This window comes from Modicisalibacter ilicicola DSM 19980, from assembly GCF_900128925.1.
GTDB lineage: Bacteria > Pseudomonadota > Gammaproteobacteria > Pseudomonadales > Halomonadaceae > Modicisalibacter > Modicisalibacter ilicicola.
Genome location: NZ_FQUJ01000017.1, coordinates 1 through 19215 on the forward strand (window position 1 = coordinate 1; position 19215 = coordinate 19215).

A 19215-nucleotide genomic window follows, 5' to 3' on the forward strand; every position below is an offset into this window, starting at 1 on the left:
ATCCCCCACTACCGGGCAGATTCCTATGCATTACTCACCCGTCCGCCGCTCGCCACCAGGGAGCAAGCTCCCCGTGCTGCCGCTCGACTTGCATGTGTTAAGCCTGCCGCCAGCGTTCAATCTGAGCCATGATCAAACTCTTCAGTTAAAGTCTGATAGTCCTTGTCCTGCAATACAGGCAGCGGACCAAACTGGTCCAAGGTCAAACGTGCTTGACGCGTCGCTTGCCTCGAGTTAGGTGACTGCGTCACCCCTCGCCGACAAGCGCCCACATGAATTACCTGATCGATTGTTAAAGAGCGATGCGGGGCCTGGGAAGCGTGTCCTCGTCGGCGCCAGCGGATGCGTACTTTACGGATCTCGGCGGACGCTGACAAGCCCCCGCGGTGAAAAAATTCATCCTGCCGGCTTGTTGTCACGACGCATCTTGCGCATCAGCGCCATGACTGGCCCCGAAGCCACATAGCAGCCGAAAAGGGTCAGCAGCATGACCGAGGGCTCGAGCGAGATGACCACGAAACCCAGCACGATGATCAACAGGGTCACGAAAGGCACTGGCCCTTTCACATCGACATCCTTGAAGCTGTAGTAGCGGATATTGCTGACCATCAACACACCGGCAGCAGCCACAACCAGCGTCATGAGCACCTTGAAACCAAAAGCTTCGGCATCGAAGTTGTGGAAGACCCAGACACAGCCGGCTACCAGTGCAGCTGCGGAGGGGCTGGGCAGGCCGATGAACCACTTCTTGTCGACCGAGCCGATCTGCACGTTGAAACGCGCCAACCGAAGCGCCGAACAGGCAACATAGACGAAGGCGGCGATCCATCCGATCTTGCCGATGTCCTGCAGTATCCAGGCAAACGCCACGACGGCCGGAGCCACTCCGAAGGAGAGCATGTCGGCCAGGCTGTCGTACTGGGCGCCGAACTCGCTCTGGGTGTTGGTCAGTCGAGCAACTCGACCGTCCAGTCCGTCAAGCACCATCGAGACGAACACGGCGATGGCCGCCGCAGCGAAATCGCCATTGATCGAGGCGACGACGGCAAAAAAGCCGGAAAACAGGGCCGAGGTGGTAAACAGGTTGGGCAGCAGGTAAATGCCACGTCGGCGGGTTTTCTTGCCGTCCTCGATCGTCTCTTCGACGATATCGGTCTCCCGGGCGAAGTCGGAGAACTCGGAGCCGGGCGTCGTCGATGCCGAGGATGGTTCTTCCTGATTGGGGTGTTGAGTCATAGACCTCGTTCCATTGCCGTAGGGCATGAGCCATCATTCTACATCGTGTCATCGGTAACGATAGGCATACACCCGAGGCGATTGCCAGCGCCGAAACGTCAAAGGCGCGGAAAACCGCGCCTTTGACGTGCTGGACATTGCCGTTTTCGATCGAGCCGATCAGTTCTTGCTCTTGTCGACCAGCTGGTTGGCGGCGATCCACGGCATCATGCCGCGCAGCTTGGCGCCGACCTGCTCGATCTCGTGCTCGGCGTTGAGGCGGCGACGCGCGGTCATCGACGGATAGTTGGTGTTGCCTTCCTGGATGAACATCTTGGCGTACTCGCCGGTCTGGATGCGCTTCAGGGCGTTGCGCATCGCCTCGCGCGACTGCTCGTTGATCACCTCGGGGCCGGTCACGTACTCGCCATACTCCGCGTTGTTGGAGATGGAGTAGTTCATGTTGGCGATGCCGCCCTCGTACATCAGGTCGACGATCAGCTTGAGCTCGTGGAGGCACTCGAAGTAGGCCATCTCCGGGGCATAGCCGGCCTCCGTCAGAGTCTCGAAACCGGCCTTGACCAGCTCCACGGCGCCGCCGCACAGCACGGTCTGCTCGCCGAAGAGGTCGGTCTCGGTCTCGTCCTTGAAGGTGGTCTCGATGATGCCGCTGCGCCCGCCGCCAATGGCTGCCGCGTAGGAGAGCGCGATCTCCTTGGCCTGGCTGGAGGCGTCCTGCTGAATGGCAATCAGGTCGGGAATGCCACCCCCTCTGACGAACTCGGAACGCACGGTGTGGCCGGGCGCCTTGGGGGCAATCATGATCACGTCCAGGTCTTCCCGAGGCATGATCTGGTTGTAGTGGATATTGAAACCGTGGGCGAAGGCCAGGGTCGCGCCCTGCTTGAGGTTGGGCTCGATGTCACGCTCGTAGATGGCCTTCTGGTTTTCGTCCGGCGCCAGCACCATGACCACATCCGCTTCCTTGCTGGCCTCGGCCACAGAAGCCACCTGGAGGCCAGCGGCCTCGGCCTTGGCCGCGGAGGAGGAACCCTTGCGCAGCGCCACCGTCACGTCCACGCCGGACTCCTTGAGGTTGTTGGCGTGTGCATGGCCCTGGGAGCCGTAGCCGACGATGGCGACCTTCTTGGCCTGGATCAGGGAAAGGTCACAATCCTTATCGTAATAAACGCGCATGTTGAACTCCGTCATTGAGGGTGAGAGTGGTCGTGACGGCCTTGATGGCCACAGGTGCTGGGCAGCATTGTCGATTCGTCATGTTGGCAGCCAAGATACGCCAGGCGAGACGTTGCGTAAAACGCTATATTTGCAACACCATAATTCACCAGATGAAATGCGCACATGGACTTCAGGCCCCTGAAACACTTTCTTGCCCTTGCCGAGACCCTGCATTTCGGGCGTGCCAGCGATAGCTGTCACGTGAGTCCCTCGACCCTGAGCCGCACGATCCAGCAACTGGAGGCGAGCCTCGGCGTCAGGCTTTTCGTGCGAGACAACCGCAGCGTCCATCTCACCCGAGAAGGCCGTTTATTCCAGCGCTATGCCCGGGATGCCCTGGAGCAGTGGGAGCTGATGCGACACTCCCTGATGAGCGAAGCCGGTGAACTAGCAGGGGAGATCAGCATCTACTGCTCGGTCACCGCCAGCTACAGCTTCCTCTACGAGCTGCTCAGTGAATTTCGTCTACGCCACCCGCGCATCGAACTCAAGCTGCATACCGGCGATCCGGCGGACGCCATCCACCGGGTACTCGGGGGCGATGAGGACATAGCGATCACGGCGCGCCCCGAAACGCTGCCTCGGCAACTCGCCTTCAAGCCCATCGCCCGATCGCCTCTGGTCTTCATTGCCCCGGACGAACCGGCGGGCTGGGTGCCTTCCACGGCCTTTCCACCTCAAGCGAGCGAATGGGCGCGGGCTCCGATGATCCTCTCCGAGACGGGGCTGGCCCGGGAACGCACCGATGCCTGGTTTGGCGCGCTGGGCATCAAGCCGCACATCTATGCCCAGGTGGGAGGCAACGAAGCCATCGTCAGCATGGTCGGACTGGGTTTCGGCATCGGCGTGGTGCCCAAGATCGTGCTCGACAACAGCCCCCTGGCCGACCGCGTGCGACTGCTGGACATACAGCCCGCGCTGTCGCCCTTCGACGTGGGGTTATGCGTCACGGAAAGGAAGCTCAGGAATCCGTTGATCCATGCGTTATGGGGTCAGGCTCACTGAACGGCCACAAGAGCAGGCAAGAGAAAGCCGCTCCGGGGAGCGGCTTGGAGGGTGCCAATAGACGCTCACAGGCTGAGCATCTTGTCGCCGCGGGCGATGCCCGACACACCGGTACGGGCGACTTCCAGAATGCCGATCGGCGCCATGGCCTGGACGAAGGCGTCCAGCTTGCCGGCATCGCCGGTAATCTGGACAGTGTAGACACTGGGGGTGACATCGACCACCTGGGCTCGGAAGATGTCCGCCGTGCGCTTGACCTCGTCACGCTGCGCACCCAGAGCCTTGACCTTGACCAGCATCAGCTCCCTTTCGATGTGGTTGCCTTCGGTCAGGTCCACCAGCTTGACCACGTCGATCAACTTGTTGAGCTGCTTGGTGATCTGCTCGATGATCCGGTCGTCGCCTATCGTGGTCACGGTCAGCCGCGACAGGGTTTCGTCCTCCGTCGGCGCCACGTTGAGCGACTCGATGTTGAAGTTGCGCTGGGAGAATAGCCCGACCACCCGGGACAGGGCACCGGGTTCGTTTTCCAGCAGGATCGAAATGATATGGCGCATCAGGTCCGCTCCGTCTTCGAAAGCAGCATGTCACGCATGGAGCCGAGAGGCACATGCATCGGATAGACGTGTTCGCGCGGATCGACATAGACGTCCAGGAACACCAGCTCGTTCTTGTTCGCGAAGGTCCGCTCGAGCGCCGGCTCCAGGTCCTCGTAGCGTTCCACCCTGAGCGCGGTGAAGCCGTAGGCCTCGATCAACTGCTGAAAGTCCGGCAATGACTCCATGTAGGAGTGGGCATGGCGCGACTTGTAGTTCAGGTCCTGCCACTGGCGCACCATGCCCAGCGAGCCGTTGTTGAGATTGACGATCTTGACGCCGATGCCGTACTGCTTACAGGTCGACAGCTCCTGCATCATCATCTGGAAGCTGCCTTCCCCGGTGACGCAGATCACGTCGTCGTTCGGGTAGCTCTGCTTGATGCCCATGGCCGCCGGGAAACCGAAGCCCATGGTACCCAGCCCCCCGGAGGTGATGAAACGGTTGGGCTTGTCGAACTTGTAGTACTGACCGGCGAACATCTGGTGCTGACCGACATCGGTGGTGACGAAGGCCTCGCCGCGCGTCATCCGGCAGATCTCCTCGATCACCTGCTGGGGCTTGATCGGCTCGCCTGGCTCCGCGGGTTCGTACAGCTTGCCACGACGCTCCTCTCGCCAGCCGTCGATCTTTTCCCACCACTCGGCGAGCGCCTCCGGGTTGCCCGGTTCGCGTCCCTGGACCAGGCTGATCATCTCGTTGATGACGCTGCCGGCGGGCCCCACGATCGGCACATCGGCCCGCACGGTCTTGGAAATCGAACTGGGGTCGATGTCCACATGCACGATCTTCGCCGTGGGGCAGAACTTCGAGGTACTGTTGGTCACGCGATCGTCGAAGCGCGCGCCGATGGCGATGATCAGGTCGGCATGGTGCATGGCCATGTTGGATTCATAGGAACCGTGCATGCCCAACCAGCCCAGGGATTGGCGATCGCTCTGCGGATAGGCGCCGATCCCCATCAGGGTGGTGGTGATCGGGTGGCCGAGGCGACGCACCAGATCGGTCAATGCCTCGCACGCCTGGCCGGTCACCACCCCGCCGCCGGTATAGAACACCGGACGACGCGCCTTGAGGATCAACTCCACGGCCTTCTTGATCTGTCCGGAATGCCCCCGGGTGACCGGGTTGTAGGAGCGCATCTTGACCTTCTTCGGGTAGACGTACTCGTAGCGCTCGGTGGGCGAGGTCATGTCCTTGGGGATGTCCACGACGACCGGCCCCGGGCGGCCCGAGGAAGCCAGGTAGTAGGCCTTCTTGAGCACCGCCGGTATCTCGGCGGGATGACGGATCGAGAAGCTGTGCTTCACGATCGGACGGGTCACCCCGATGATGTCGGTCTCCTGGAAGGCGTCTTCGCCGATCAGGTGGCTGGCCACCTGACCACACAGCACCACCATCGGGATCGAGTCCATGTAGGCGGTGGCGATGCCTGTCACGGCATTGGTCGCGCCGGGACCGGAGGTCACCAGCACCGTGCCCGGCTTGCCGGAGGCCCGCGCATAACCGTCGGCGGCATGGGTCGCGGCCTGCTCATGGCGGACAAGAATGTGTTTGACAATATCCTGGCGGAACAGCGCGTCGTAGATATGCAGCGCGGCCCCCCCCGGATACCCATAGATGTACTCAACGCCCTCATCCTGCAGGAAGCGGGCGATCATATCGGCGCCGGAAAGCAATTCCACTGTTGTTTCTCCCCTGGAGGTCTCGAGTGCCATTTCGCCCTCTCGAATGGACGACGAAAATCGAGTGCGGCAATGCGCCGCTGCCGGTCACGCCGGCACCTGATGCCAAACCCTGGCGTTATACGGCCCGGATAGGGCCTGCACTCTATATCGCGACGGGTCGCCGCGTCGGGGTTGGGCCAGGCCGGGCGGTAGGCCCATACCTGGAATCCTTGCAAGGCGGGTAGAGGTCTCGCACCTACCCTTCGCGTAGCGCCCGGGGATCGCCCGATATTGCCACGCCCACGATCAGGAACCGTCAAGATTCCATTAGCCGGGTGAAGCTGTCAACCACCCGGCTCGCCGGGAGGTAGTGCATCGGGAGCGAAAACGCAAGGCGCGAAGTCGCGTGCGACGAAAAGGCCCGCCGGAACGGCGGGCCGAAAGGTTACCGATTTCTCGGGAAGCGTTACTTGTCGAAGACCAGGTGGTCGCCCTCGGTGCTCACCCGAATGGTATCGCCGGGGGAGAAACGGCCGGCCAGCAGGTCCTGGGCCAGCGGGTTCTCGATGCGGCTCTGGATGGCACGCTTGAGCGGCCGGGCACCGAACACCGGATCGAAGCCCACCACCGCCAGCTGCGCCATGGCATCGTCGCTGACCTCGAGCCCGAGATCGTGCTCCGCCAACCGCTGACGCAAGCGGTCGAGCTGGATGCTGGCGATGGCCTGGATCTGCTCCTGACCGAGGGCGTGGAACACCACCACCTCATCGATGCGGTTGAGCAGTTCGGGGCGGAAGTGATTGCCCACCACTTCCATGACCGATTCTCGCATCAGGGCGTAATCCGCATCGTCGCCGCCCAGGCGCTGGATGATGTCGGAGCCCATGTTGGAGGTCATGACGATCACCGTATTGCGGAAATCCACCGTGCGGCCCTGGCCATCGGTGAGCCGCCCATCCTCCAGTACCTGCAGCAGGATATTGAAGACGTCCGGATGGGCCTTCTCGACCTCGTCCAGCAGCAGCACCGAATAGGGCTTGCGGCGCACCGCCTCGGTCAGGTAGCCGCCCTCCTCGTAGCCGACATAGCCGGGAGGTGCCCCGATCAGCCTCGCCACGGAGTGCTTCTCCATGAACTCGGACATGTCGATGCGCACCATGGCCTCCTCGGTGTCGAAGAGGAAGCTGGCCAGGGACTTGCACAGCTCGGTCTTGCCCACCCCGGTCGGGCCGAGGAACAGGAAGGAACCGTTGGGCCGATTGGGATCCGCCAGCCCTGCCCGGGAACGACGTACCGCGTTGGCCACGGCATTGACCGCCTCGTCCTGACCGATGACCCGTTCGTGCAGCGCCTCTTCCATGCGCAACAGCTTGTCGCGTTCGCCTTCGAGCATCTTGGAGACGGGGATGCCGGTCCAGCGCGACACCACCTCGGCGATCTCCTCCTCGGTGACATTGGAACGCAGCAGCACATGCTTGGAGGTATCCGCCGCCTCCCCCTCGCCGGATTCGGCAATCTTCTTCTCCAGCGTCGGGATGACTCCGTATTGCAGCTCGGACATGCGCCCCAGGTCGCCCTGGCGCCGCGCCGCCTCGAGATCGATGCGCGCCTGCTCGAGTTCGGCCTTGAACTGGGCCGCCCCCTGGATGCTGGCCTTCTCGGACTTCCAGACCTCCTCGAGATCGGCATACTCGCGCTCGAGTTCGGCGATCTGCCCCTCAAGCCCTTCCAGGCGCTTGCGCGACGCCTCGTCGGTCTCTTTCTTGAGGGCCTCGCGTTCCATCTTGAGCTGGATCAGCCGGCGGTCGAGACGATCCATCTCCTCGGGCTTGGAGTCCAGCTCCATGCGAATGCGCGAGGCCGCCTCGTCGACCAGGTCGATGGCCTTGTCGGGCAGCTGGCGATCGGTGATGTAGCGGGTCGACAGCTTGGCGGCGGCGATGATCGCCGAGTCGGTGATGTCGACACCATGGTGCACCTCGTAGCGCTCCTTGAGGCCACGCAGGATGGCAACGGTGTCCTCCTCGGTCGGCTCGTCGACCAGCACCTTCTGGAAACGCCGCTCCAGGGCGGCATCCTTCTCGATGTACTTGCGATACTCGTCCAGGGTGGTGGCGCCCACACAGTGCAGTTCACCACGGGCCAGGGCCGGCTTGAGCATGTTCCCGGCATCCATCGCGCCCTCGGCCTTGCCGGCGCCGACCATGGTGTGCAGCTCGTCGATGAACAGGATCACCCGGCCCTCCTCCTGGGCCAGCTCCTTGAGCACCGCCTTCAGGCGCTCCTCGAATTCGCCCCGGAACTTCGCCCCGGCCAGCAGCGCCCCCATGTCGAGCGCCAGCACCCGCTTATCCTTGAGACCTTCCGGCACCTCACCGTTGATGATGCGCTGGGCCAGGCCCTCGACGATGGCGGTCTTGCCCACCCCCGGCTCGCCGATCAGCACCGGATTGTTCTTGGTGCGCCGCTGCAGCACCTGAATCGTGCGCCGGATCTCGTCATCCCGACCGATCACCGGGTCGAGCTTGCCCTCGGTGGCCCGGGCGGTAAGATCCAGGGTGTACTTGTCCAGCGCCTCGCGGTTCTCCTCGGCATTGGCATCGTCGACCTTGGCACCGCCGCGCAGGCTGTCGATGGCGGCGAGTACCGCCTTCCTGGTCAGGCCCGCCTGGGTCAACACCCGGGTGATGGCGTGATTCATTTCCAGCGCCGCGAGCAGCACCAGCTCGCTGGCGATGTACTGGTCGCCACGCTTCTGGGCCTCGCGGTCGGCCAGATTGAAAAGCCGTGCCAGGTCCTGGCTCATGTTGACGTTGCCGTCGAACTGCCCTACCTCGGGCAGGTTGTCCAGGTAGTCGGCCAGACCATCGCGCAGCTTCGCCATGTCACCCCCGGCCTTCTGCACCAACCCCTTGATACCGCTATCCTGGGCATCGAGCAGTGCGACCAGCAGATGGCCCGGGTCGAGCTGGTTGTGGCCTCGGCCCACGGCCAGCGACTGGGCCTCGGCCAGTGCGTTCTGCAACTTGCTTGTCATGCGGTCGATTCGCATCGAATTCCTCCTAAGGGGCAGGGCACGTTCGGACGCGCCCTGCGGCCTCTATTGACGTTGACATATTCAATGGAGGTATGTTGGGAGGCTTTCAAGCCGGCGGGTAGCGAAAGCAGCAGCGCAATTGATCGAGATCAATCTGGAGGGCGGCGCACGATTTCGATCATCTGAGCCAGATCACGCTGGCCATTCTCCCCGTGACGCCATCATCCCGGCGGTGGGAATAGAAGCGCGGTTCGCAGGCGGTGCAGAAATGCCCGCCGCTTATGTGGGATATGCCCAGGCGTTCCAGGCGCAGCCGCGCCAGACGATACAGATCGCCCATGTAGTGCCCGAGACGATAGGGGCTGGGCTCGAAGGCGCCGGCGGCTTCGGGCTGGACCGCGACGAAGGCCTCGAAGACCTCCTTGCCCACCTCGAACTGGGCGTTGGAGATGGCCGGGCCCAGCCAGGCCATCAAGTCGTCCGGGGCACATCTCAGTGCCGCGACGCTGGCTTCGAGCACCCCACCGGCCAGGCTGCGCCATCCGGCGTGAGCCAGCCCGACGCGGCTGCCCTGTCGGTCGCACAGGAACACCGGCAGGCAGTCCGCGGTGAGAATCACGCACGCATGCCCCTTGTCGAAGGCCACCGCGGCATCGCCCTGGGGCGGCGCTTCGGCGAACTCCGGGCGGTACTCCTGAACGACGCTGGCGCCATGCACCTGATCGAGCCACAGCAGCGGGCGTTCATCATCGATCTGTGTCGCCAGAAGATCGCGGCAACGAGCGACCGTGGCCGGGTCGTCGCCGACGTGGAGCGCCGGGTTGAAGGCCGCATAGGGCCCCTGGCTGGGCCCGGTTTCCCGGGTCGTGATGAAGGCGCCGACGGTGCTCGGCGCCGGCCAGTCGGGTAGCAGCAGGGTCGGTTGGTCGCTCACGTGCGCTCCTCCGAATCGACCCTCAGGTAGTCGAGCAGCATCAACAGGTCGTCCGGCAGGTCGGCGCGGAACTCCATCGACTTGCCATGACGCGGATGAAGGAAGGCCAGCTTGCGGGCGTGCAGTGCCTGGCGCGGAAATTCGCGCAGGATCTCCTTGAGGGTATCGGACGCCCCGGCAGGCACCTTGAAGCGACCACTGTAGAGGGCGTCCCCGATCAGGGGGAAGCGCCGATAGGCCATGTGCACGCGAATCTGATGGGTACGCCCGGTCTCCAGCTTGCAACGCACGTGGGTATGGCCGCGAAAGCGCTCGACGACCCGGTAGTGAGTCACCGCCGACTTGCCCGAGGCGGTGACCGCCTGACGCTTGCGATCCTTGGGATGGCGTCCGATCGGCGCATCCACCGTGCCACCGGCGGTCATCACGCCGATGACCACCGCGTCGTATTCGCGAGACACGCTGCGCGCCTGAAGCTGTTCGACCAGCGAGGTCTGGGCCGCCAGGGTCTTGGCGATGACCATCAGTCCGCTGGTGTCCTTGTCGAGACGATGCACGATGCCGGCCCGGGGAATGGCGGCCAGCCCCGGGCAATGATGCAGCACCGCATTGAGCAGGGTACCGTCCGGGTTGCCCGCGGCGGGGTGCACCACCAGCCCCGGCGGCTTGTCGATGACCAGCACATCCTCGTCCTCGAAGACGATCTCCAGGGCGATGGCCTGGGGCTCCCAGCGCGCCTCCTCCTCGAGCACCGCGTGCAGCGTCAGGCGTTCGCCCCCGTAGATCTTGTCCTTGGGCCTGGCCTGGGCGCCATCCAGGATCAAGGCACCCTGCTTGATCCAGGTCTTGAGTCGCTCGCGGGAAAAATCGGGAAACAGCTCCGCGGCGGCCTGGTCGAGACGCATGCCGACCATGGCCTCGGGAATGGATTCGTCGCGATCGATGGTCTCTGACATGGCGTGCGTGGGCCTGTGGCGTTTCGCCCGTGCAGGGCTTTGCTTTATAGTGAGCCGAATTTGGCCAATTCTAGCATGGCCGACATGGATTGCCCGACATGAGGACGACGATGCGCGCTATTTCCCTGGCCGCCCTATCGCTGGCCGCCGCCCTGCTGACCGGCTGCGCCAGCAACGAGGCCGCTCCCGATCTTCAGGAACAGGAGCTTTACCAAAAGGCTCAGACATCGCTGGACGCGGGACGCTACAGTACGGCCGTCACCCAGCTCGAGGCGCTGGACACCCGTTTCCCCTTCGGCAGCTATGCACAGCAGGCCCAGCTGGAACTGATCTATGCCTACTACAAGGTGGACAACTGGGAAGCCGCCCGGGCCGCCGCCAGTCGCTTCATCCGCCTGCATCCGGATCATCCGCAGGTCGATTACGCCTACTACATGCGCGGCCTGGCCGCCTATCAGGCGGGGCGTTTCAGCCTGGAGGGCCTGGAGCTGATCGACATTTCCAAGCGTGACCTGGGGGCCTCCCGGGACGCCTACGTCGATTTCGGCGAACTGGTACGGCGCTACCCCGACAGCCCCTACGCCGCCGATGCCCGCCAACGCATCGTCTACCTGCGCAACGTGCTGGCCCGCAGCGAACTGCAGGTGGCCGACTTCTATCTGCGCAAGGGTGCCTACGTGGCGGCCATCGAGCGAGGCCGCTGGGTCATCGAGCACTACCCGCAGTCCACCGCGACCCGGGACGCCCTGGCGGTCATGGTGGAAGGCTATCTCGGCATGGACATGCGCGATCGTGCCCGTGACGTGCTGGCGACCCTGATCGAGAACGACCCGGACAACCAGCGCCTGGAAGGTCGCACCTTCGAGCCGGTGTACGTCGATGCCCGGCCCCTTCGCCTCGACGGCTGACGCTTTCGTTTATTGCACGACCCCAAGCGACCTCGCCGGTCGGCGAGGCCGCCTTTTGGCTCAGGCGCCCGGCTGCCAGCCGTTGACGACCGGGTAGCGTCGATCGCGCCCGAAGCCGCGCACCGTGACCCGCACCCCGAGAGGCGCCTGACGACGCTTGTATTCGCTGCGATCGACCAGCTTCACCACCCGATAGACATCCTCGGCAGCGAACCCCGCCTCGATGATCGCCTCGGCACTCATGTCGCCCTCGATGTAGCGCTCGAGAATCGCATCGAGCACGTCGTAACCCGGCAGGGAGTCGCTATCCTGCTGGTCCGGCGCCAGCTCCGCCGAAGGCGGGCGCGCGATGACCCGCTCGGGAATCGCCAGGCCTTGGGTATTGCGCCACCTGGCCAGGCGATAGACCCAGGTCTTGTAGACATCCTTCAAGGCGTTGTAGCCCCCGACCATGTCGCCATAAAGCGTGGCGTAGCCGACCGCCATCTCGCTCTTGTTGCCGGTGGTCAGCACCATCAGGCCCTTCTTGTTGGAGAGCGCCATGAGCAGCACGCCACGACAGCGCGACTGCAGGTTCTCCTCGGTGGTATCCCGCTCGGTTCCGGCAAAGCTCTCGGCCAGGGTCTCGGTGAACGCTTCGACCATCGGCGCGATGGGCATCACCTCGTAGCGCACCCCGAGCAGGCGCGCCTGCTCGGCGGCGTCCTCCCGGGAGATGTCGGCGGTATAGTGATAGGGCATCATCACCGCCTGGACCCGCTCCGGCCCCAGGGCATCCACGGCAATGGCCAGCGACAGGGCGGAGTCGATGCCCCCGGAGAGTCCCAGCACCACGCCCTGGAAACCGCTCTTGTTGACGTAGTCGCGCAACCCCGTGACCAGGGCGCAGTAGAGGTTGTCCTCATCGTCGCCCAGCGGCTCGCACTCCCCCGCCTCGGGCTCCCAGCCTCCATCGCGCTGGACGAAGCGCACCGGCATCAACCCCACCTGCCAATGCGGGGCGCGCACCCGTAGCTCGCCCTCGGCACTGACCACCAGGGAGCCACCATCGAACACCAGATCGTCCTGGCCACCGATCTGGTTGACATAGACCAGCGGGCGCCGAACGGCCTGGGCCCGTTCGGCAAACAGCGAGAGTCGCTCGGCCGGCTTGTTCTGATGAAAAGGCGATGCATTCAGGGTCACCAGGATGTCGGCGCCGGCCTCGCGGGCCTGGCGGACCGGCTGGCCTTCCCAGAGGTCCTCGCACACCAGAATGCCCAGACGCGCGCCACGATGCTCGACCACCAAGGGCCGCGTGCCCGGCGTGAAGTAGCGGTGCTCGTCGAAGACCAGATAGTTGGGCAGTGCCTGCTTGGCGTACTCGCCCAACCACTCGCCGTTGTAGAGCACGCCGGCCAGGTTGTAGTAACCGTTTTCGCGCCATCCGGGATAGCCGACGATCACCATCACGTCGCGGGCCATCCTCTTGGCCATGCGTGCCCGCGCCTCTTCCAGCCGCGCCTCCATGGAGGGGCGCAGCAGCAGATCCTCGGGCGGATAGCCGGTAAGAAACAGCTCGGGCAGCACGACGACATCCGCCTTGTGCTCGATGCAGGCCTCGCGCACCGTCTCGACGGCAAGCTCGGCGTTGCCGGGAATATCGCCCACCAGAGGGTCCAGTTGGGCCATGACCAGCGTCAGGTCTTGCATGGGGAATCGCTTCCTCGAATTGGCTGGAACGGATAGGGGCTTTACACTAGCGCTCTTACACGCATTGTCCCGCAAGGTCTGCGCTGAGGCAAAGCGCCTGCCGGCCATCAAGGGAGTCAGAGGATGAATCTGTTGATCATACGCCTGATCATTTTCGCCGTGCTGTTCTGGGCGGGTCTCAAGCTGTATCGCATGTACCGGGAATGGAAGCTGGAGCACGGCGCCGATCAGCCTCGGCACCTCGATGATGCCCGGATGGTGCGTTGCAGCCAGTGCCGCGTGCACCTGCCCGAGGACGAAGCCCTGCGCCAGGGCGATCGGTGGTTCTGCAGCCACGAGCATCGCGACAAGTTTCTCGAGCAGCAACGCCCCCCTGAAGACTGACGCTCCCTGCCACGACCCTCACGTTTTGTCCAGCCTGCCCGATATTGATAGAAAGCCATTCGAATAACCAAGATTCAAAGACGGGTATCGCTGGTATGAACGCATCGACACAGAAGGGATTTACGCTGATCGAGGTGATGGTGGTGGTCGCGGTGATCGCCATACTATCGACCTGGGCCGTGCCGAATTTCAGGAACCTGATGGCAGGCAACGAACTGGATCGCCAGGCCGACCGGTTGTGGCAGGCAATCACCGTCACTCGCGCCGAGGCGGCGGAACGCAGGGCCACCGTACGGCTATGCCCGGGCGACCCGGCCAACGGCTGCAATGCCAACTGGCAAGGGGCACTGATGATCTTCGAGGATGCCAACGAGGATAGCGTGCTTCAGGCCGGAGAAACCGTCATTCGCCTGTTCGATGCACCCAATAACGGGGCTGTTGTCAACACTAACAACCCCGCTACTGGTCTAAGCTACGAAGCTGATGGCTTCACCACCAACTGGGGAACCTACACGATAAGTCATCCTCAGCTCGCGGGTCAGGATCGACGGATCGTCATCGCTCAGGGGCGGGTACGCCGCCTTTAGACCGGCGTCCTTGTGAGTACCTCATCAGCCCCACTCAGGGAATCGCTGAATCAATAGCCGAGCGGAATGAAGGACAAGGCGCACGGAACACAAAAGACGAGACATGACGTGGAGTGAGGCGAGTCTTTGAGTACCGCGCAACGCAGTAATTCATCCGTGCAGGCATTTGTACAGTGATTCCTCAGAGGGTGTTTACAAAACAGGCGAACGAAGGCAAGACAAGGCGAAATTGAACGAAAAAGCGCAGTTTACACGGAGTAAATGAGCATTTTGAGGTCAATTTCAACGCTGTATTGTCGAGTGCAGGCATTTTGTAAACACCCTCTCAGGAGCCCCAGCACCCTTGGGTGACAGGCAAGCGCGCACCATTCTGATCCAGCGACAGCGCACCGCAACCATCACCGGCCTGGCCCGCATCGGGCAAGGCCCGGATCACGAAGCTGTTCCCCCCATTGGTGATATCGATCGCGAACTGATAGCGCGGCGCAGCGTTCTGATCCATGGGCAGATTAAGATTGGCAGGCGTGTAACCGTTACCGTCCGCACCGTAACTGAAGGTCTGGCTGTAGCGCCGTTCCAGGCGCTGGGCGAACTCGTTCATCAGCGCCTGGGCCTCGGTGCGGTTGGCCCGCTCCGTGTAGCGCTGGTAGGACGGCACAGCGATCGCCGCCAGGATTCCCACGATCGCCACCGTGATCATCATCTCCATCAGCGTAAAGCCTTTTTGCCTGCGCATGTCAGTTCTCCAGTTCTCGCCAGGCCACACGCCCCAGAGCGGGTGAACTATTGCACTCGCCACCGAGCACCCCTTGCTCGCCCTGGTCATTGACCGTCAAGATAGTGTCTTTATCACCACAGTCGTCGCCACTGCCAGAGCCAGAGCCGCCAGAGTCGCCGCCACTTCCATCGCCGTCGCCAGGACCGTCACTGGAGCCGTCACCAGAACCATTATCACCACCACTATCGCCATCATCACCTTTCTGATGGTTGTCGATAACAGGAGTAAACAGGGCGCCATCGGTGCGTATCCCCACGGGGGTTTCACCATTGGTCTGGTCCTGGCCATCCACTGCACCGTCGTTGTTGGCATCCAGGACTGGCTTGATAATCGCCCTCCCCTCGACGGCCGATATCTGGTAGAAGAACCCGCCATTCTCGGCACCACAGGTCCCATTTCCCGGAATCAGGGTCGTTATCAGAACACGATCACGATAGAGCAAGGAGTCGTTGACCACCCGCTCCTCACCGGGGAAGTCGATGAACCATCCATCACCGGCATCGGTGCCTTCCGCGATCTCTTCGAAGAGGCGTAAATCCCCCGTACCGGTTTGGAACTTGCGCTCGGCCAGATCGGCCCGGCCCAACGGGTTCAGGCTCATCGAAACCACCGTGGTCTTGTCGCGAACGGCGTAGAAGGAGCCCATCGCACTGCGAGGCTCAGCGCCCACGACTGGCAATTCAGGGCGGCTGCCGGTACCGAAGAAGACCATCGTCCCACCTTGGGGGTGACGAGCCACCTCGACGGCGGTGGTGATGACCTGGTTCATTCCACCCTTTGCTGCAGAGAAGAGAAGCTTGGGCTGAGCGCTGATGGACAAGTTATCCGAGAGTGCGAAACGCCAGAGGTTGCCTTGCAGATCGCCACCATAGGCGGTATCGACCCGCCCGTTGCCATCGAAATCGATCAGAGACACTGTCGAAAGGCCGTTGGCACCGCTCGTTTCCGGCGCCACCAGGCGGGTGACATCGCCCACCTCGATCGTTCCATCACTAGCCCCATCTAGCATCACGATGTAGAGCACGGCTCTACCTGAAGCGCTGTAGTAACCGTTACCGAAGATCACCGCATGTTTGCCATTTTCCAGCTGTGCCAGACTCGGGTTGCCGTAGATATGGCCAAGATGATGCTCCGATACTGCTGCACCGAACAGGCCCTGCTCCGTGGAGGGGGTGTACTCAAACAAGGCGATGTCATCCGCACTGGTTCCACTGAACAGTTCCGGCTGGGTAACATCCAGGGCGAACAAGCCGCGCCCGCCATGACCCAGACCGCTCGCCAGCACGGTGCGCCAGTCGCCATTGACGAGCACATCCAGCGCGGTCGGGCTACCGTCAACGTAAAAACGATGGATATAGTTCGGATCCATCAATTCCTCTACATAACCCTTCAACATGCCAGGAATGTAGGCCAGCCTCTCCTCACCGGTTTGGGCATCGAAGGCATGCAGCATGCCGTCGTTGGCGCCAACATAGACCATCGGGGGGCGGTCTTTCATTGCGGCCTTGAAGTCGGAGTAAGAGGTATCGGTCGGCCCGGTGGGCACGTAGTAGCTATTGGGTTTGCCGACGACGAAGGGTCGCGAGCCGATCATGTCGCCCAGAGGCGCATTGCGCAGATGACTCATCACCTCGCCAGGCAGCCCACTCGAGCCAAGTGAAACACCATTTCCAGCGTCGAACGTGATGATCCTGCGTGCGGACGCGACGGGCAATTGGTCCTGGGCATTCCAAAGCAGATCACCGATACCCTCCGCGTCCGTATCGAAGGCAAGGAGATCACCCACCCAACCTTCGGTGTTGTCATATAGCGTCTGGAATACCCGATCATTGCCGCTGGCACTGAAGCCAAGCCCCGACCCGGTCCTCTTGCCGCTGTTCTGTACCTGGGTGAACACGCTACGCAAGGCCCCGACCAGCTGATCGACCTGGTTGACCTCGAAGTAGGCTCCAGATGAGTCCTTATCCGAAATATTGCCATACTTGGCAGCGTAATAAAGCGGCGGCTTGAGCTCTGATGCACTGCCCCCCGCGGCGATCCGGTAACGCTGAGTACTAGGCTTATCGCTCACTTCACACTTGTCGCAGAGAGAACCGTCGTAACCCTCGATACCGGAATGCGCGATGAAACCACTGCTATAAGTGGTGGTGGTCTTGCTACCGGGGTCTTTGGGATCTTCGAAGCGAGCATCGGTACCGCTCAGCACATAGCCAACCCCCATCCTTGCACTCGCCGATTCATGAACGACATCGGTAGTGATCGTCAGCTCATTCTTGCGGGTATCGAGTTCGTAGCTGAAACGCATCTCGAGATCCGAGTCGTAATCCCCGCCGAACTCTGAGTCTTCCCAGGTAATATCGAAACTTCCCGATTCCGAACCGATGGTAATCGGGCGAAAATCCACGATAGCACAGCGCCCACCGCTATCTTTATTCTCGCAGGCAGGCACGATCTTCACCGCTCCCAGATCGATGACCGGTGTATTGGCACTCAGGCGTACAGCATAGGTACTGATGGTATTCCCTTGACTGTCATCTTCCGGGTTTTTGACGATGGGATTTTTGAAAGCATAATGAGCAAGTCCAGCGATATTGTAACTGCCTTTCAATCCCGGCGATGCCGGGCAAAGTCCCTGCAAGTCATCAAAATTGGAATCGCTGACATTCTTGGCACTACAGAGCCTATCAGTGTCAGTCCCATTTTCACCAACGAAATACTTGCCTGATAGATTCTCTTGCTGGGCAACGCGGTTCGTCCATTCGGCAATGTCACTCCCGCTGATCAGATCGCTACCCAGCTCGTCCGCATCGAAGGAGGCTTCACTGGAATTGATGATGACCATGGATTGGGCGGCACACCAATCAGCACCTACGTCATTATTCCAGGAAGGCGAAGTAAGACCTTTGACATAGCCGGTTTCTACCTTGTCCTCACTAGTCGATTCTGTTCTGACCTGAAAGTCTTCATTCGGTGATTTACCAGCCAGGTAGCGTAGTGCTTCCTGGGTCATTTCCGCCAACGGGTTGCCCCAGCTGGAGCATTCTCCATTATCCAGCTCGGAGAGCTTCTTTTCCCATCTGCAGTCGTCGGTACTATTGTAGGTGCCATCGCTATAACTGTAGCGCGAAACACGGAAGGCATTTATATTGCTGACGATACCCGTAAAATCAGATATGAAGACCCCGCTACCGGCATCGAACTCTTCGCTAAACTTCTTCGTATTCGCACGTAATACGCCACCACTCAGATTCTTTTCATAGGATCCGGAGAAAAGCCCGAAATCGACCCCATCGGCGAACTCGTGCAAAAGGCCTGTGGGCTTTGGGTAAACAGAACCTGAATAGAGTGTGCATTCATCGGTGCTGGTGACCGCCTCCGTGCATACCTCGATTCTTACTCGATATTCATCACCGTCATCCTCTTCCGGGCGCTTTCCCTGTTCGCCCTGTCTCCTTTCATTCTTCCACAGGCACTGCCACCGCTCGTTGGAGGCCCAGTTATCCCACTTGCCTTCCGCCACGCGCAATAGAGGCGGCTTATCGATATCCTTCGATTGTTTATTCCCGGTATAACCGGTGGTATTGCAGAAAGAGAAAGAGCTTTCTCCATTCAAGGGAGTGTTCTTGTTCAGTATATTTTGATCACTGACCACCTTGACGAAAGAGTGTGCATCGTAGGGTAGGTAGGCCCTTTCCAGAATGGTGGTATCCGCAACCGTATCACGCAGACGCTTGCCGCCATAGAGCACCTTGCGCAGGATATCCATGCGCGTCATGGAGACCCAGTTCAGAAAATTGCCACTCCAGTGCTTGTTCCCGGGACAGGTATAGTCGTCGTTTGTTGCCTTCACTCTCTTGAAGGCGCCATTTTCGAGAGCATCGCTATACTCATAACAGGACTGGCTGTCGAAGTAGCCATAGTAGTTGATAGAGCTCTTGTAGGTATCGTCGATGATGCCGTCGTTGTCGATATCGCTCCAATCCGTGTAGGCCTTGAAGAACAACTGATGATCTCGGGACATCACGATCATGCTTCTCGGATCGACATTCGCCTTGGCGTTCGGCGGTATCCTGTAGGGTACATCGGAGTGGTAATCCGTGCTGCCAAAAGCCAGTGAATAACCATCGCTCCAGACGATACCCGCCGACAGAACAGGAAGAAATGACAGCGAGACCACGGCCAATAAAAAACTGTTCCAGCGCCCTGGGTGGTTCATC

14 protein-coding genes and 1 rRNA gene are annotated in these 19215 nt (G+C 61.4%); 4 read left to right on the plus strand and 11 right to left on the minus strand.

All coding sequences use genetic code 11. From position 1 onward, the window contains the following. The 3 genes from BUA41_RS15865 to ilvC form a co-directional block, all read right to left on the minus strand. A 16S ribosomal RNA gene (locus tag BUA41_RS15865) occupies positions 1 to 148 on the minus strand; the annotation flags it as partial. Positions 149 to 396: 248 nt separating this feature from the next. After that, positions 397 to 1236: a CDP-diacylglycerol--serine O-phosphatidyltransferase gene (gene pssA, locus BUA41_RS15870; RefSeq protein ID WP_072824641.1), complete on the minus strand. Its 840-nt coding sequence runs from the start codon at positions 1234 to 1236 to the stop codon at positions 397 to 399. 159 nt (positions 1237 to 1395) lie between these two features. After that, positions 1396 to 2412: a ketol-acid reductoisomerase gene (ilvC, locus tag BUA41_RS15875; protein WP_072824643.1), complete on the minus strand. Its 1017-nt coding sequence runs from the start codon at positions 2410 to 2412 to the stop codon at positions 1396 to 1398. Positions 2413 to 2577: 165 nt separating this feature from the next. On the opposite strand from ilvC, the gene ilvY reads away from it, so the two are divergent. Then, entirely contained in the window at positions 2578 to 3459 is an 882-nt protein-coding gene (gene ilvY / locus BUA41_RS15880; protein WP_072824645.1) for an HTH-type transcriptional activator IlvY, read from the plus strand. Between the two features lie 65 nt (positions 3460 to 3524). Here ilvY and ilvN read toward each other — a convergent pair whose 3' ends face one another. The 5 genes from ilvN to rluD form a co-directional block, all read right to left on the minus strand. Continuing rightward, positions 3525 to 4016 (minus strand): acetolactate synthase small subunit, encoded by a 492-nt coding sequence (gene ilvN / locus BUA41_RS15885; protein ID WP_072824647.1) that lies wholly within the window; start codon positions 4014 to 4016, stop codon positions 3525 to 3527. Continuing rightward, positions 4016 to 5740, minus strand: coding sequence for an acetolactate synthase 3 large subunit (locus BUA41_RS15890; protein ID WP_072824649.1), 1725 nt, complete (start codon positions 5738 to 5740; stop codon positions 4016 to 4018). The genes ilvN and BUA41_RS15890 overlap by 1 nt, the downstream gene beginning before the upstream one ends. Before the next feature lie 448 nt (positions 5741 to 6188). Further along, complete coding sequence (gene clpB / locus BUA41_RS15895) at positions 6189 to 8774, minus strand: ATP-dependent chaperone ClpB (protein WP_072824651.1); 2586 nt, start codon at positions 8772 to 8774, stop codon at positions 6189 to 6191. Between the two features lie 163 nt (positions 8775 to 8937). Beyond that, positions 8938 to 9693 (minus strand): peptidoglycan editing factor PgeF, encoded by a 756-nt coding sequence (pgeF, locus tag BUA41_RS15900; protein WP_072824653.1) that lies wholly within the window; start codon positions 9691 to 9693, stop codon positions 8938 to 8940. After that, positions 9690 to 10649 carry a 23S rRNA pseudouridine(1911/1915/1917) synthase RluD gene (rluD, locus tag BUA41_RS15905; RefSeq protein ID WP_072824655.1) on the minus strand — a complete coding sequence of 320 codons (960 nt, stop codon included), beginning with the start codon at positions 10647 to 10649 and terminating at the stop codon, positions 9690 to 9692. The genes pgeF and rluD overlap by 4 nt, the downstream gene beginning before the upstream one ends. Positions 10650 to 10759: 110 nt before the next feature. Between rluD and BUA41_RS15910 the strand changes: the two genes are divergently transcribed. Beyond that, positions 10760 to 11557, plus strand: a complete 798-nt coding sequence (locus tag BUA41_RS15910) for an outer membrane protein assembly factor BamD (RefSeq protein ID WP_084671714.1) — start codon at positions 10760 to 10762, stop codon at positions 11555 to 11557. A 60-nt stretch (positions 11558 to 11617) separates the two neighbouring features. On the opposite strand, the gene BUA41_RS15915 is transcribed toward BUA41_RS15910, so the two are convergent. Next, positions 11618 to 13249 (minus strand): NAD+ synthase, encoded by a 1632-nt coding sequence (locus tag BUA41_RS15915; RefSeq protein WP_072824659.1) that lies wholly within the window; start codon positions 13247 to 13249, stop codon positions 11618 to 11620. A gap of 123 nt (positions 13250 to 13372) precedes the next feature. Between BUA41_RS15915 and BUA41_RS15920 the strand changes: the two genes are divergently transcribed. Further along, positions 13373 to 13633, plus strand: coding sequence for a PP0621 family protein (locus tag BUA41_RS15920; RefSeq protein ID WP_072824661.1), 261 nt, complete (start codon positions 13373 to 13375; stop codon positions 13631 to 13633). Positions 13634 to 13728: 95 nt separating this feature from the next. Continuing rightward, positions 13729 to 14220, plus strand: a complete 492-nt coding sequence (locus BUA41_RS15925; protein WP_072824662.1) for a GspH/FimT family pseudopilin — start codon at positions 13729 to 13731, stop codon at positions 14218 to 14220. 325 nt (positions 14221 to 14545) lie between these two features. Here the strand turns inward: BUA41_RS15925 and BUA41_RS15930 are convergent, their stop codons facing one another. Next, positions 14546 to 14956: a type IV pilin protein gene (locus BUA41_RS15930; protein WP_072824664.1), complete on the minus strand. Its 411-nt coding sequence runs from the start codon at positions 14954 to 14956 to the stop codon at positions 14546 to 14548. 1 nt (position 14957) lies between these two features. Next, entirely contained in the window at positions 14958 to 19214 is a 4257-nt protein-coding gene (locus BUA41_RS15935) for a pilus assembly protein (RefSeq protein WP_175546995.1), read from the minus strand. Position 19215 lies beyond the last annotated feature (1 nt).

Coding starts and splice junctions, on each gene's coding strand:
- rluD (WP_072824655.1), bottom strand. CDS start 10,649: ATGTCAGAGACCATCGATCGCGACGAATCCATTCCCGAGGCCATGGTC.
- BUA41_RS15930 (WP_072824664.1), bottom strand. CDS start 14,956: ATGCGCAGGCAAAAAGGCTTTACGCTGATGGAGATGATGATCACGGTG.
- pssA (WP_072824641.1), bottom strand. CDS start 1,236: ATGACTCAACACCCCAATCAGGAAGAACCATCCTCGGCATCGACGACG.
- clpB (WP_072824651.1), bottom strand. CDS start 8,774: ATGCGAATCGACCGCATGACAAGCAAGTTGCAGAACGCACTGGCCGAG.
- ilvC (WP_072824643.1), bottom strand. CDS start 2,412: ATGCGCGTTTATTACGATAAGGATTGTGACCTTTCCCTGATCCAGGCC.
- ilvN (WP_072824647.1), bottom strand. CDS start 4,016: ATGCGCCATATCATTTCGATCCTGCTGGAAAACGAACCCGGTGCCCTG.
- ilvY (WP_072824645.1), top strand. CDS start 2,578: ATGGACTTCAGGCCCCTGAAACACTTTCTTGCCCTTGCCGAGACCCTG.
- BUA41_RS15910 (WP_084671714.1), top strand. CDS start 10,760: ATGCGCGCTATTTCCCTGGCCGCCCTATCGCTGGCCGCCGCCCTGCTG.
- BUA41_RS15925 (WP_072824662.1), top strand. CDS start 13,729: ATGAACGCATCGACACAGAAGGGATTTACGCTGATCGAGGTGATGGTG.
- BUA41_RS15915 (WP_072824659.1), bottom strand. CDS start 13,249: ATGCAAGACCTGACGCTGGTCATGGCCCAACTGGACCCTCTGGTGGGC.
- BUA41_RS15935 (WP_175546995.1), bottom strand. CDS start 19,214: ATGAACCACCCAGGGCGCTGGAACAGTTTTTTATTGGCCGTGGTCTCG.
- BUA41_RS15920 (WP_072824661.1), top strand. CDS start 13,373: ATGAATCTGTTGATCATACGCCTGATCATTTTCGCCGTGCTGTTCTGG.